Annotated in this window: 12 protein-coding genes; 6 read left to right on the top strand and 6 right to left on the bottom strand. The window is 31.4% G+C overall.

The window, feature by feature from the left end; all coding sequences use genetic code 11:
• Position 1 precedes the first annotated feature (1 nt).
• The 4 genes from ACZ1JT_RS06905 to ACZ1JT_RS06890 are packed head-to-tail and all read left to right on the top strand — an operon-like array spanning position 2 to position 8,364.
• Positions 2-3,418: a hypothetical protein gene (locus tag ACZ1JT_RS06905; RefSeq protein ID WP_465093111.1), complete on the top strand. Its 3,417-nt coding sequence runs from the start codon at positions 2-4 to the stop codon at positions 3,416-3,418.
• Between the two features lie 7 nt (positions 3,419-3,425).
• The gene (locus tag ACZ1JT_RS06900; protein ID WP_465093110.1) at positions 3,426-7,094 is read left to right on the top strand and encodes a DUF6443 domain-containing protein; all 3,669 of its coding nucleotides are present in this window, start codon (positions 3,426-3,428) and stop codon (positions 7,092-7,094) included.
• Positions 7,095-7,103: 9 nt separating this feature from the next.
• Positions 7,104-7,670, top strand: a complete 567-nt coding sequence (locus ACZ1JT_RS06895) for a hypothetical protein (protein WP_465093109.1) — start codon at positions 7,104-7,106, stop codon at positions 7,668-7,670.
• Between the two features lie 40 nt (positions 7,671-7,710).
• Positions 7,711-8,364 (top strand): hypothetical protein, encoded by a 654-nt coding sequence (locus ACZ1JT_RS06890; RefSeq protein ID WP_465093108.1) that lies wholly within the window; start codon positions 7,711-7,713, stop codon positions 8,362-8,364.
• Positions 8,365-8,470: 106 nt separating this feature from the next.
• On the opposite strand, the gene ACZ1JT_RS06885 is transcribed toward ACZ1JT_RS06890, so the two are convergent.
• Positions 8,471-8,974, bottom strand: coding sequence for a hypothetical protein (locus tag ACZ1JT_RS06885; protein ID WP_465093107.1), 504 nt, complete (start codon positions 8,972-8,974; stop codon positions 8,471-8,473).
• A 66-nt stretch (positions 8,975-9,040) separates the two neighbouring features.
• Positions 9,041-9,916 carry a pPIWI-associating nuclease domain-containing protein gene (locus tag ACZ1JT_RS06880; protein WP_465093106.1) on the bottom strand — a complete coding sequence of 292 codons (876 nt, stop codon included), beginning with the start codon at positions 9,914-9,916 and terminating at the stop codon, positions 9,041-9,043.
• Between the two features lie 265 nt (positions 9,917-10,181).
• Between ACZ1JT_RS06880 and tcmP the strand changes: the two genes are divergently transcribed.
• Positions 10,182-11,279, top strand: coding sequence for a three-Cys-motif partner protein TcmP (gene tcmP / locus ACZ1JT_RS06875; protein ID WP_465093105.1), 1,098 nt, complete (start codon positions 10,182-10,184; stop codon positions 11,277-11,279).
• Complete coding sequence (locus tag ACZ1JT_RS06870; protein ID WP_465093104.1) at positions 11,276-12,016, top strand: DUF5131 family protein; 741 nt, start codon at positions 11,276-11,278, stop codon at positions 12,014-12,016. Before tcmP ends, ACZ1JT_RS06870 begins: the two co-directional genes overlap by 4 nt.
• A gap of 40 nt (positions 12,017-12,056) precedes the next feature.
• Here the strand turns inward: ACZ1JT_RS06870 and ACZ1JT_RS06865 are convergent, their stop codons facing one another.
• The 4 genes from ACZ1JT_RS06865 to ACZ1JT_RS06850 form a co-directional block, all read right to left on the bottom strand.
• Positions 12,057-12,701, bottom strand: coding sequence for a hypothetical protein (locus ACZ1JT_RS06865; RefSeq protein WP_465093103.1), 645 nt, complete (start codon positions 12,699-12,701; stop codon positions 12,057-12,059).
• Position 12,702: 1 nt separating this feature from the next.
• Positions 12,703-13,659 carry a hypothetical protein gene (locus ACZ1JT_RS06860; RefSeq protein ID WP_465093102.1) on the bottom strand — a complete coding sequence of 319 codons (957 nt, stop codon included), beginning with the start codon at positions 13,657-13,659 and terminating at the stop codon, positions 12,703-12,705.
• 93 nt (positions 13,660-13,752) lie between these two features.
• Positions 13,753-14,469 carry a hypothetical protein gene (locus ACZ1JT_RS06855; protein ID WP_465093101.1) on the bottom strand — a complete coding sequence of 239 codons (717 nt, stop codon included), beginning with the start codon at positions 14,467-14,469 and terminating at the stop codon, positions 13,753-13,755.
• Between the two features lie 105 nt (positions 14,470-14,574).
• A complete protein-coding gene (locus tag ACZ1JT_RS06850) occupies positions 14,575-15,420 on the bottom strand; it encodes a hypothetical protein (protein ID WP_465093100.1) in 846 nt (281 codons plus the stop codon).
• Between the last annotated feature and the right edge of the window lie 24 nt (positions 15,421-15,444).

Here is a 15,444-nt window from a genome sequence, read left to right as displayed (position 1 = left end):
TATGAAAATATATATAATATCATTTTTATCTACTATACTTTTTTCTACTATTACCTACGGCCAAGGTGGCGTAGAAGAACCGACTGTGGATACAAGCTTAGGGATGAAAAACACTGTTCCCAACTTTACCCCACCTTCTCCCGAGGCTTTTAGAATGACTCAGTATGGAGACATACAGATTAATGATTATATCGGTAATGTCACAGCATCTATCCCAATCCATAATTATGCTGTTAGAAATATTAACATCCCTATTTCCCTGGAATATAACGGCTGCGGTATTAAAGTAAACGATTTACCAACATGGACAGGTATTAATTGGACTTTAAATGCTGGCGGTCTTATATCTAGAACTGTTAAAGATAAAGCAGACGAGGTAGTCCCTACTGAAAAACGAATCATATTCGAATATAACGATTTGATGAGTAAAACCGCTTCGGATTGTGCAGATGGTTCACAGTTCATTTATCAATTATGTACAGATGATACATATGATACCGAATTTGATAAATTTGATTTTTCATTTTTAGGATATTCAGGAAGTTTTTATTTAAATGAAAATTTTGATGCAGTTTTATACAAAAGAAGTCAAAATTTAAAAATTGATGCTAGTAGTTTTAAAACAGAGCATTCATTAGTTATAACTACTCCGGATGGTATGAAATACTACTTTGGTGGAACAAGCTTTACCGAAAACACTACGGTACTATCAGGCTCTAGAACCACTGAAGATCCCGTTCCTACGTCATTTTATCTATCTAAAATAGTTGACCCAGCAGTTGGATGTCAAATTAACCTAGAGTACATTACCAGTTTCGACCACAACTACACATACAGTTTGAGTTCTACACAGACTGCAACTTATACAGTTAATAGTGAAACTGGATTATATATGCCGCACATGGGGCAAATAAAAACTACTGGTTTTACCACAAAAGTAATAGCTCCTAAATTCTTAAGTAGAATATACAATACATGTACAAATGAAGTTGTAAATTTCATTTCAACAGATCATAGCAGCAATCCAAATTTCTCTAGAATATTAAACTCTATTAATATAAGCAATGGACCATCGTATCACAAAGAGGTTTCTTTAAGTTACATTGGTCTAGAAGAAGATATAAATGAAACTCAGAGATTCTTCCTTGAAAAAGCGGAGTTCTTTACAAACCTAACAGAGTTAGAATTTCAAAACAAAAAGGAAGTATATCGTATGGAATACAACCATCCAGAACTTCTTCCTGAGCGATTGTCATTTGATCAAGATTTAATGGGATACTACAATGGCAACAACAACAATACAGCTTTAATATCTCCATGTGATTATGAATGGAGTCCGAATATTAATGGTTATTCTAATCGTTATCCAAATTACGAATATGCGTCTTTAGGTGTTTTAACAGACATCTATTATCCTACAGGAGGCAAAACACATTTCGAATATGAGCCAAACTTTTTTAAAGAAAAAGTTTATGACACTTTTCATTTTGAAGCCTACCGTAATCGAGGGGAATTCCACGAAAACTTATATTCTAATGGACTTCCCGATTATCAAGAAGATGGAACATTACTATTTGGAGGCCCAATACCTTTTGACCAAGACGTTGACATTAATGTAGTTCTGGATGCATCGCAAGACCCTGGAGTACAAATTACTCACAATAATGAAAAAGCTACCTTAACAGTATGGGATTGGGATCAACCTATAACACAAGGCCAAACTTTTTTGTTTGAAATGAGTAATGGTATGACGCCAAGAGTTGAAACAGGCATCCCTGCGCAATATCATTTCGAACAAGGTAAACGTTATGGTGTTAAAATAGAAATTTACAACCCTAACATTACAAATCCTGTCCCACTAACAGCTGGGGTTACATTTAGTATTATATCTGGATATCAAAAAGTAAATGGTTTTGGCGTAAATTTAAAAAGTGTTGCTGATTTTACCGATGATGAGAACACCGCAGATTATAAGCGCTATTTTTATACTGATATTAAAAATGCAATAAATGAAGACATTACATTACTGCCAGAATTAGTCCCAATACAACCCAAATTTAATACTTGGATGGATTCTTGGGGCAATACAGCACCTTATTATGCCACATATTTTCTAGATGAAGATTGCGGGTATTCCGACACGCATTCTAGAACAAACGGCAAAAAACCACATGAACATGTTACCATAAGTTACGGGGGTGATCACTTTGAAAAAGGGGGGATTGAAAAAACATATGCAATGATGCCCAATATGATTAATACTAGAATTAGACCCCTTGCCGGACAATTTTACAATCCTTCTCATCAACCAATTCTTCCTTCATCTGGCCCAATTGTTACTCAACTTACTTTAATGATGGATAATGCATCTTCAAAAGAAATGGATAATCATTTTTCTCAAGCTGGAAACTTATTATACTTAAAAAAATACAAGATAAATAACGGTGTATTGAGTAAAATTGAAGAGACTTATAACGAATATGATATAACCATCTTCTCAGAAGAGGTTTGTTTTGTAGGAAAACCACTTGTAGGTATGAGCGATTTAGATGTCATTTGTAACAATGAATATGTTAGACCGATAAATAGTTGTTATGTAGGGTATTATAAAACCTATTCCTTCAATGATAAATTAGGCTCTATTAAAAACAAAACCTACATTGATCCAGTTCCCTTTAATGTCGAGGATGACTCAACATATAAAAAAATTGAAACAATAAAAACTTTTAAATATGGTGATTTATTAGGTCTTCCTACAAGTGTTGAGACCTATACAAGTGGTGAAAACTTAAAAAAGACTCGATATTACTATCCGGACGAAGCAGTTAATTTCAATGTTGATTCGCAATACATTAATGGATATCAAAAGTTAATGCAGCAAAACAGAGTTTCAACCCCAGTACAAATTGAAAGTTATGTAGATAACGAATTAACAGGCAAACAGCAAACCCTTTATAAAGAATGGTTTGGTAGTCAAAACTATATTTTGCCTGAAAAAATACTTACTGCTAAAGGAAATAATGAATTAGAAGAACGAATTTTATTTACGCAATATGATTTAGCAGGAAATCCAGTTGAAGTATCTTTAGTAGACGGGACAAAAACACGTTATTATTACAACACACACAATCAAGTAGTTGTAAAAATTGAAAACTATCAAGCTCCAACTAATGGTTTAGAACTTCCGCTTGAAGATACTGTAATAGTACAAAACAATTGTTCAATACATGAAGCTTTCCCAAATTCACTTGTTACTACTTATACATACAATGAACATAATCAATTGAAAACGGTAAGAGATCCTAATTGCATGAAAGTAACTTATGATTATGATAGAAAATATCAATTAATCAGTATCAAAGACAACGAAGGGAATATTATAAAAGAATTTGATAACAATTATCGTCCTCAAAACTAAAGTAACCATGAAGAAACTAGCTTATATTGTATTGCTAATGCCCTTGTTTGCTTTAGCTCAAAGTGCCAATCAAAATTACACCAAAGTAACCACATACAAAAAAGCGTCAACAGAAGTAAGTGTTGATGTGACCGACCCAACCAATGCCATCCAAGAAGTAGTATATTATGATGGTTTAGGCAGACCTATTCAAAAAGTTGCGCACAAACAATCCAACACCGGAAAGGATGTTATTACCCATATCGAGTACGATCAATTTGGCCGTCAAACCAAAGATTACTTACCATATGTAAACCAGTCTTCGGCTTCGTTAAACTATAATTCATCGGCTAACACAGATGTATTGGGTTTTTATAACAATTCGTATTATGAAAACACCCAAAATCCGTATAGTGAAAAACTAATAGAATTATCTCCATTAAACCGAGTTTACAAACAAGCTGCACCCGGAACGGACTGGATGCTTAACCCAACCGGAACAGACCATAGTATTAAATTCGAATATCAAACCAACGCTTCTGAAGAAGTTCGTTTTTATGGTGTTACACTATCATGGGATGCTACCAATGAAGTTTATAACCCTACATTAAGTTTTGCCAATGGTAGCCGATTTTATGAGCCTAGCGAATTGTACAAAACCATAACTAAAGATGAAAACTGGACTTCCGGAAATGATAACACTACCCAAGAGTTTAAAGACAAAGAAGGTAGAGTAGTTTTAAAAAGAACCTACAATTCGGGTAATGCACATGACACTTATTATGTTTATGATGTTTATGGTAATCTAACCTACGTAATTCCACCCATAGTGGATACTGAAGGTTTAATAGATTCTCAAGCTTTAGAAAGATTTTGCTACCAATACAAATACGACTACAGAAATCGCTTGGTTGAAAAAAAATTACCCGGTAAGCAATGGGAATTTATCGCTTACGACAAACTCGACCGTGTTGTAGCTACAGGACCTGCCCTATCTCCTTTTGGCGGCACTAACACCGGTTGGTTGGTTACCAAATACGATGCTTTTAACCGAGTAGTTTATACCGGTTGGTATTATGGTATTGATGCAACAGCCTTAGGCAGAAAACAAGTTACAACCGCTCATTTGACTTCCGATTTGGCCGAGCTTAACCATGAAGGAGTCGCAATCGATGGTACTATTATTGGTTATGCCAATAATGTTTTTCCAAAATCAGAATATTATCTTTTAACCATCAATTATTACGATAGTTACGACTATCCGGGAGCTCCAGACCCGCTACCAAGTTCGGTATACGATGACGAAGTATCGGTTTATTATAACACTACCATTAAACCCAAAGGATTACCAACTGGTGTGTGGTCACGTGTACTTACATCAGACACCGAATCGTTCTGGGAAAAAAGCTATATGCTTTACGATAAGAAATCACGAGTAGTGCGCAACCATACTTTTAACGAGTTTAACAGCAGTATTGTTCAGCTTGATACTAAAATGGATGCTTTCACCGGCAGAGTGGAATCGACAAAAACCTATCATCAACGTACAGACACTAACACCGAGTTAGAAGTAACCGATACTTTTCAATATTCCGACCAAGACCGTTTGGTATTACACACCCAACAAATTGGAGAGGGTGTAGAACAATTAATTACCAAAAACACCTACGACGAACTGGGCCAACTAATTACTAAAAATGTAGGTGGTGAGGATGTAACCGGTGCTTTGAGTCTGCAAAAAGTAGATTACAAATACAACATTAGAGGTTGGTTAAAATCTATTAACGAATACGACGAGTACAATAATTTTACCGAAAACGACTTGTTTGCATTCAAGTTAAATTACAACACGGTAGAAAACTCAAACAGCGGACAAATTAAAGCCTTATACAACGGAAATATTTCTGAAACGTTCTGGATGAGCTCCAGCGATAACATTCTTAGAAAATACGGTTACGAATACGACCATTTAAATCGACTTTTAAACGCAGTGTACCAAAAACCAGGAGGTAACATTGCTATTCCGAATTCGTACAATGAAAGCATGACCTACGACAAGAACGGAAACATCATGACATTACAACGTAACGGATACCGCGATAGCGACCAAGAATACATTAGTGCTTTGCCAATTGATGACTTAACGTATGCGTACAAAGGAAACCAATTAACCAAAGTAACCGATAGTACCTTAATGCCCGAAGGCTTTAAAGATGATAGCGATCCTAATACAGGAGAAGACCCAATCGATGATTATACGTACGACGATAACGGAAATATGATTACAGACGACAATAAAGGCATAAGCAATATCGTTTATAATCATTTAAACCTACCGGTTCAAATTGAGTTGAGTAACGGTACAATTAAGTATATTTACACGGCTTCGGGACAAAAAGTTAATAAATCCGCTCCTGAGTTTGTTGGAGGGTTTATGGGTTATGAAACCAAAATAACCGATTATATTAGTGGATTTCAGTACAAAAACGGTTCGCTTATGTTCTTCCCTCATGCAGAAGGGTATGTGAATGTAACCGACAACAATGGGATAAACAATTACAATTATGTATTTAATTATACCGATCACTTAGGCAATATTCGTTTAAGTTACGGTGTAGACCCAAGTACGCAAACATTAAAAATTATAGAAGAAAACCATTATTATCCGTTTGGTTTAAAACATAGCAATTACAACAGCGATTGGCAGATGTACCAAAAAGGAAGTACGGGAGGAATAACATTAAAAGGCCCACCGCCAACTGCACCACCAGTACCTGCTTATAAGTATAAGTTCCAAGGCAGAGAGTGGCAAGACGAGCTAGGACTTAACGTTTATCCATTTAAATATAGAACTTATGACCCAGCGATTGGAAGATTTTGGTCGATAGACCCTATTGCTGAAAGTTATGTGTATAATTCAACATATGCTTTTGCTGAAAATAGAGTTGTAGAATCAATTGACCTTGAAGGGAAAGAATCATGGTATACACAAGATGGAAGTTTAGCAACTAAATCTGGACCATTAAGTAAAGAATACAGACAGGCAAATAATTTATATAGCCCATCAGAAGCCATGCAAGTGAAGGCTAAATCTGAAAGTCAACATGGGCCTGTTTTTAGACAAGATAACAGGACAGCACAGGAAATAAATGAAAATAATGCGAAGTGGAGAAAACATTATAACGATGTTGAAGTAGCGAAGAAAACTTTAGAAAATCACGAAAATTTAGGAAGTCCATATACTGCAAAATCTGTTATGGAAGGTGTTGCTTATGGAGCGGCTGATTTAGTAACTGGAGAACTTGCAGGCAGAGCATTTCAAGGCCTTAGAGCTTTTGGAAGTTTTTCAACTGCCGAAATCACTACATACGCTAGAATAGGTTCGACAGGACAAGTTGGAGAGAATGCCCTTAAATTATTAGGTGGAGAATCTCAAGTTTACATGAAAACATCACAAGGCGGTCGTTTTATAGACCAATTAGTAAATGGTGTTGCTAACGAATCTAAAGTAGGTTATACTACCTTAACTAAAGATGTAGCTACTCAAATTGCTAAAGATGCTGAACTGATTGGTAAAGGAAAGATTGATGGAGCAGTTTGGCATTTCTTCCAAAGTCCAGTAACGGGACAAGGTGGCGCATCAGCACCACTATTGAAAGCACTTGAACAAAACGGAATAAAAGCGGTTATTCATTAAAAATAAAGTATGTATCAAACAATTGACAATCTACCCATTGATTTTGAATTTAGTACCAAGACAAAGGACGAGCTAAAATTATATGGGACTTGGTTTAAGGAAAATAAAACTTTAAGGTTAACATACCTAAAGGCATGCATAAAAACATCTATAGGTTTTGAAAATTGGGAAGCTGATTTTACAGCTGATTCATTAAAAGAACTTGGTAAATGGTTAGTACAAAATGTAGAAACTGAAAAAATACCTGAAGCTGAATATGCTAAAAAGAGAGCTGAAACCCCAAACCACATTGATTTAAACGATTGGGATTTAACTACTAAAACACGTTCATTATTGGTAGATACAGGGATTTATTTTGGAGAGGTTTTCACGCATACCCATAAAGGCTTAAAATGGGAACAATATTTTTCCAAAGTAAAAAAAGATGTTGATAATGGACACATGGTCATTAAATTCAGTAATGACCAACTAAATCCAATATGGTTATTGTACATATTAGGTTTAGGATTGGCTAATAAAACAAAAGGAGAAAACAGTTTATATGATTTATATAAAGTCTGGGAAAAGTATCTTTAATTATGATATTAATTGATTTAAAATTTTTGAAAATAAAAAAATGAAAAGAATACTTGCTTTAATTCTACTTTTATTAATAACAGATGTACAAAGTCAGACAAAATCAAATGAATTTGTTGGTAAGGTTAGTTTTATTCATAAAGTAATAGCTAAAGAAAAAAATTATGATGTAAACTATGATTATTCAGGTATTGGAAAATCATCAGATTTTTATTTTAAAAATGGCAATATAAAATGGCTAACGTATAACTGTTATTTTAAAATGAATTTATTCATTGCGAATGAAAATAGGGATTATCTTTTGACTAATACTTCCGACACAATATTTACTTCAAAGAATAATGTTAGGGATTTTGACATTATTGATTATAAAGTTATTAAATCGACTGAAAAAGTTTTGGGACATAAATGTAATATTCTCGAATTAAAGTTAAAGCCAATAAATGCTGACACCCCTATTACTTTTAGAAGATATTATTTTTCAAATGATTTTTACATAAACCCAGATAAACTTTCAAATTGTACTTCAAATGCTTACAATATAATATATGGTCAAATGAAATCCATCCCACTAAAGATTGAATATGAGTTTGCTAATAGAATTGTTATTTGGGAAGCAACAGAAATTAAACCAATGGAATTAGACAGTAATTTCTTTGAACTAGATAAAAATATTCCTATTGGATATTGGTAAAAAGAAATAATAAAATCAATAATCCGTTTCCAACGGCATTCGGGATAAAGGGATGGGCGCATAATCGTGTCCATCCTTTCCTTTTCCACCAAAAATACCTACACAATTACATTTGAATCCTTACTCCTTGTTTTTGTAATTCTAACATCTCAACAATTTTTGACATATCCCTACCCTTAACTGAACAAAAATTTATCATGTCATATTGTATTTCATCCTGAATACTTTCTGCTTTGTCTGAAATGGATTTAATTTTGCTAAATAGCTTTTCCTTTTTATCATTGTTGTATAAATCATCTCGGCTTTCAAATATAGCTTTGTGAACTAACCAATTTCTTTGCACTAAAAAATTATCAAGCTCTTGCTGTAGCTCCAAAGAATATAAGTTTTCTTTAGTTGATAATTTAATAGCCTGACCTAAAGTTAATCTTTGTTGCTGTTTTAAAAATTCATCGGCTATTTCCATTGTCACATCTGGATTCATTTTAAGTGTAGTCGAACAATTCAAAGCTTGTTCAACATGTTGTATTTTACATATGGCTTCTCCGATGAAACAGTACAATGTAATTTCATCTTGGTTTGCTGGTATTTTTATCGTGTTTGCCATCATAATATTTTTTTTGAATAACTAATCGTAAACTAGAGAAATATAATTATTTTTTCAGAACAAGACTATTTAACTATTTATAATCTCATTTAAATAAACTAACAACCAAATTGTTATTCCAGTTTTGACTTTTAAACTTCGGACTTGGTTTTCAGTAATTCCTATATTGGGTTGATGAACGCTGCATAAAATCGAATAACAATCACAAACATATTTAATTTCATTTTTAGTGAAATCTTCTAACACGCCAAACTTGAATTGTGATGTAAAAAACTCAATCTTTTGCTCTCTTTTGATTCGTATATGAATTAGTTCTTGTTTTCCATTTTTATATTTCCTGAATTCTTTTTCAAACATTTCAGCATCTTTAAGTTTTTCGATTGGAGCTAAAACGTCATCTATTAAATACTCTAAAATTGTTCGTAAAGAAATTAAACAATGCCTTAGCCTATCTGGATTCAATTCGTTTTCAAGGACATAATTTGCACCAAACCAGAGGGTGTCAAGCTCAAGTTTTTCTAAGTATGGTATCAAGTTTTTATTAAGAATTTCTTCTTTAGCGTTTATGTCTTCATCCGTTAAGTCACTTACCAAGCTATCTTTAAATTCTTCTGCGGATTTTAAATTAAGAATTTCGAGGTCAGTTATAAAACTAAATTGTAATTCTGGATTGTTTTTTAATCGTTCACCATACTCACCTATTTTTCTTAAACTTTCAAGTAATTCTAAATTTAAAAACGGTTTAAATTCAGGTATGTTGAATTTAGGAAAAGTGTAGGAAGGGATTTCAATTTTTGGAAAAAATATTTTCATTTTATTTTGTGTTTCAATCATTTGACGAACACTTTCAGGTAATGTAAAACCATTAGCTATTTTAGCCATTTTCATAAGTTCTGAATTCACTCCAGCTAATTTTGATATCTTGTCCCAATTTGTTCCTTGCATTGCTTACAACTTAATAATGAATCATAAAACTAAATAAAAGTTTTGAAATCAAAAAGCAGTATAAATACGTATTATGTACCATTAAGGAATTCATTTCCTTGTTATAGTTTTCCGTAATGGAATAATGGATTTGTTGACATTATTTGTTATTTAGAAATAATTTGCATCACCAAATTTAGTTAGATAAAAAATCACCAAATTCAGGGATTGTTTGATGTATATTTATTGTTATACATTGTTCGAGAAAGTACTATAAGCAAAGTTAATGGCAAAAAATCACTTCGAAAAACCTTTTGATGACGGCACAAAAGCCAAATTAGAAATATTTAGAAATTATCTTACTGAATGGTTGCCAGTTTTTATAGCATCAAATGAAACTACTTATTGGCAGAATATTTTTATTTATGATTTTTTTGCAGGTGAAGGGAAAGACATAAACGGGACTTTAGGGAGTTCATTAATTATTTTAGATGTATTAAACGAATTTGAAGATTTAATTTCAAAAACACAGGTTACAATAAATATTATTTACAATGAAAAGGATGAAAAGACATATCAAAAATTGATGAATAATATAAGTACAATAAAATACAATACTGAAAAAATCAAAATACACCCATATAATAAACCCTTTCAAGAACTATTTCTAGAGCTATATCCGAAAATGATTGTTCACGACAAGCTTCCAAAACTTATGATTCTAGACCAATTCGGAATTAAAGAAATAACCAATGATATTTTCAAAAAACTGATAAGCTTCAAAAGAACAGACTTTATATTTTTTATATCGTCTTCATATCTAAGAAGATTTAATGAGCTCCCTGAATTTAAAAATTATTTATCTATTACAAAGGAAAGTTTTGAAGATACTAAACCGTTTCATTCTCATAAAGTTGTATTTGAATATTATAAATCGATGGTAGATACAAGCTATATGTTAGCTCCTTTTTCCATTAAAAAAGGGATTAATATTTATGGTTTGATTTTTGGTTCAAACCATACTTTGGGGTTAGAAAAATTCTTAAAGGTAGCTTGGAAGATAAACCCTCACACTGGAGATGCAAATTATAATATTGATGAGGAAAAGATTGTTGATGGACAATTATCTGTTTTCGAAGAAGAAAATACAATCAAAAAGCTAGGACTACTTGAAAACAAATTAAAACATTTAATTTTGAATGAAAAAGAGACCTCATTGTATAAAATTTATCTTAAAACCTTAGATTTTGGCTGTCAGCCAAAACACTGTAATGACGTTTTAAAGAAATTAGAAAAAGAGAAGAAAATAAGTGCTATTAAAACGAAAACTGAAAAAATCCATACCTTAGCACCGCCAAAAGATATTAAATTGGAAATAAAGTGAAATATTCAAAAATAGAATGGACTGATGCAACTTGGAACCCATCAACTGGATGTAACAAAGTTACTTCAGGATGCAAAAACTGCTATGCTGAAGTGATGGCGAAAAGATTGCAAGCCATGGGGACTCCTGGCTATGAAAATGGTTTTGAATTTACAATAATGCCTGAAAGGTTGGAAATTCCTAAAAAAATTAAAAAACCTACAAAATTTTTTGTCAATTCAATGAGTGACCTATTTCATGAGAATATGCCTTTTGAATTTTTAGATAAAGTATTTGAAACTATAAGACAAACTCCAATTCATCAATATCAAATTTTAACCAAAAGAGAAAATATTTTAAACGAGTATTTTAAGACAAGAACTGTACCTAAAAATGTTTGGTTAGGAGTTACAGTTGAGAATGCGAATAGTAAAAACAGAATTGATATCTTACGAAATATTGATGCTGAAATAAAATTTTTATCAATTGAGCCATTAATAGGTGATGTAGGAGTTTTAGATTTAAAAAATATACATTGGGTAATCGTTGGTGGTGAAAGTGGTCATAAAGCTAGGCCAATGAATCCAGAATGGGCGATTGATATACAAAAACAATGTGATGAGCAAAATGTAGCCTTCTTTTTCAAGCAATGGGGTACTTGGGGTGAAGATGGAGTTAAAAGAAGTAAAAAAGCTAATGGTAGAATTCTTTTGGGTAAAGAGTGGAATGAAGAGCCTGAAATTGAACTTGTTCTATAATATTTCATTTGTTTAGATGCTCTTCCATATGAATACTAATTCATTTAATTCTTGGTGCTTCACCTAACAATGGTTTACATTCTTCCCACATGACTTTTTCAATATCTTCAAGATATGGTTTCATAGCTCCCTCAAGTTTCAAGAATTGAAAAGAAAGTGAAATATCTTGAGGTAACCAACGCTGTAATTTCAATGCAGTTGTAAAATTATGACCAAGTCCAATATGTTGAATAAATCTATTTTCAAAACCTGTTTCGATTTTCCCTAAGTATAAAACTTGGGTGGCGTTATCTTTTTTTGAAGGATTTACCTTTGTCCACCAACCTGAACCACTTTTTTTAGCATTATAATAATATTTTATTATTTCTTCATTAGTAGTATTAGATGAATGATTTATTTTAAACCAATAGATTGTAGGGCCTCGATGTTCAAAGACAGGTAAAGCTTCAGGATAATGTTCTTTTATTAAGTTTTTAAAAGCCTTATTATCTTCACGACTGAATTTTTCATTTGCTAATCGTTTATCTATGAAATGGCTTAAGTGTGTGTTTAATTTCTGAATAAATTTAGTGTCGATTTTTATTGGGGTGCTAATTTGTGATGTGTTGATTGAAAATTGGGATAGATTGTCATAGAAATTTTTCCTTTTATCCGAATACTCCTTAAAGTTGACTTTTGAAAACATATTAATCTTTATTTATATAATATTCAACACAATATTCACATATATCCATTTCATCAAATCGTTTTTCGAATAGCTGACCACAGTTATTACAACTATTAAGTTCTAAACTCTCATTTGTTTCGAAGCAACTGAAGCAAACATAACCATCAATTCCTTTGTCAACAAAAGTATCGGCTGATTCACAATGAATGCAGTCGGTTACTGGATATTCTCCACCATCTGTCATGCAGATATGATAACTCTCACCTAAAATATTTTCCGCATAAAGTCTCGCTACGTTTTCTGGTCCATCTGAAAAACCACAAAACAAACATGTTAAGTCTTCATTTAAAACAAGTGCAGCTTGTCTACATAATGGACAATTTTCTATTGTATGTTTTGTTTGTGCAATAAAAATTTGTTCCTTAATCTGTGCATTACGTAATACTGTAAATTCTTTGAATCCTGTTGCTATAGTCCTTAATTTCTCAATACCTTCTTTAGAGTTATCGGATAGGGATTGATGGTTGAAATTTTCATTTATAAAATTAAGAAGTAAACAAATTACTTTTGAACTAAGTGATTTAATCGCTTCTTGATTCTCATTAAATTCAAAATGCTCAATTTTATTTCTAACCTTCTTTAGCTGTCTTAAAATAGATGTTTCTTTACCAGATAATTCAATTTCACATATATTGGTTAATCTTATAAGTAACGTTTCAAAGTCTACACTTCTAAACTCCCCAGATTTTAATAATTCATACTTCGCATTATTAGGACTTTCAAAAATTAAAGACCAATGCTCATTTTTAAGAACCTCTTTTAATAATAATTCTGTTCCAGCAGATAAATGTAGAATTGCATACTTTAATAAGTATGGAGATTTGTCTTTAAGAATATGTTCAACTCCAGAAGTAACGAAATCAAGACCATTTTCAACTAAATCAAATTGAATGTTTTCAGAAGTGTGGTGTTTCATGAAATTATTAAATAATACCTCTATTAATAAGTTAAAATGTTTATTAGCAATCAATATGATTTTGAGAATACTTGTGTCACTCAAAAATAGTGATTAATTACAATTTTTATCATTGAAAAACTCATCGAATTTTATTATTTCTATTGTTCTATTATCTTTACTATTTTTTAATTCGATGAAAATATACTTATCATTAAAATATAAAATATAAAATTCGGAAGAATTCTTTTTAAGTAAACATCTTATGTATTCTGTATTTTTCAATCTTTCAGGAATGAACCAGCTATTATGAAACTTGCTGAACATACTATGTAAAGACATAATTAATATTAGAAATAAACTCAATAAAACTACAACTGCAATATCTTTTAGCCATTTAGCATCAAGAAGTTCTAAAACCAATTCTTTCCCCATTAAATCTAATAGCATATTCCCAAAGACAATAATCAATAAAATAAAAAAGCTTAGACCAAGAACTGTTATTTTTTGATTTTTAGAAAACTCATATAACATCATAATGATTAAGAGTAAAGTTAAAAAAAGTCTAATATATTTAGTATACTTATTAGTCTCAACATCTTTTCCCTTTCTTGTTGACATATAAATTGCGAATTTATATGACATAAATAATATTGCTATAAAATATAAAATTATTAAACCATCAGAAATCACTTGTGTAACTGAAAAAAATCTCAAAAGTGAAGCGTCAATGCTAACAAGTTCGAACAACTGCCAAAAGCCACCTAAAATTGTGGGAATCAGTATAATTAAATTTAGATTATCCTTAAAGGTTTTAAACATTTTGTTCATTCTCAATTAATTGAAGTTTTTCAATGAAATTATAAAATATTATTTCTGAACTTAATATAGAAATCAATTCGTTTTCTGACAAGTCTTTGTTTTCATGAGTAGATTTTAGTAATCAAGAATATCCAAAATTCTCATTCTATTTAAATTTTCAATATCGATTTGATTTAGTATTACAACCTTAATATTATTTTTATTTTCAAATGGAATATTAACATAATCAAAGACTTCGTTTATGTCTCCTTCTATTTTTGTCTCTTCATTTAAAATAATAAACAAAATTGGTTTCGCTTTACGTTCGATGGTGTTTTTATAAACTTTAGCCATTAAATCAAGCTCAGTGCCAATATCTTTTAAAATACTTTTATTAAAATTATTTGGAAAATACTTAACTTCTAGTATAAAATCATTTTCTCTATGATTTTTTGTTTCTATAATTAAATCGTATTCATAACCTTGAAGCCTTCTATTTGAAAGAATTTTATAATCAGGATATAGATTTTTCAATAAAACTTCAAACAATCTTCTTTCAATATGTACATATTTAGGAATATACTCTTCTTTAGAAATTGTTGCTTTTTTATCTTCTACTTTATCAGCAAATTCTTCATAAGCTTTTTCAGCCTTGTTATTAACCTCTTGACTATTGAGCTCTTGACTCATTTCAATACCGTCTCTACTTAATTTAATTCGGTCTCCATTCTTAATTCGGTCTCCAATACTATCAACAATTTTTTGAAGTTGTTTTTTAAAGACAAACAAGATTATCAATACTGTTAATGGCCACAATAAATCAGACAATAATTTACAATCACAGATATTAAATAAACAGTTATTCTCATCTTTAGAAGTTATTGTCTCAATTGTAACATGATTTTCGGACAATATGTTTTTCAATGTATCCTTTTTCTTAATTAATGTATCATGCTTAATAATTGTCTTCAATGTATCCATATTATTGATTGTTTTACGTAGTCA

It is taken from the genome of Flavobacterium sp. IC2-16 (assembly GCF_055521455.1).
The sequence above is the reverse complement of the archived record's forward strand: the minus strand, read 5'-3'. Positions and strand labels throughout refer to the sequence as shown.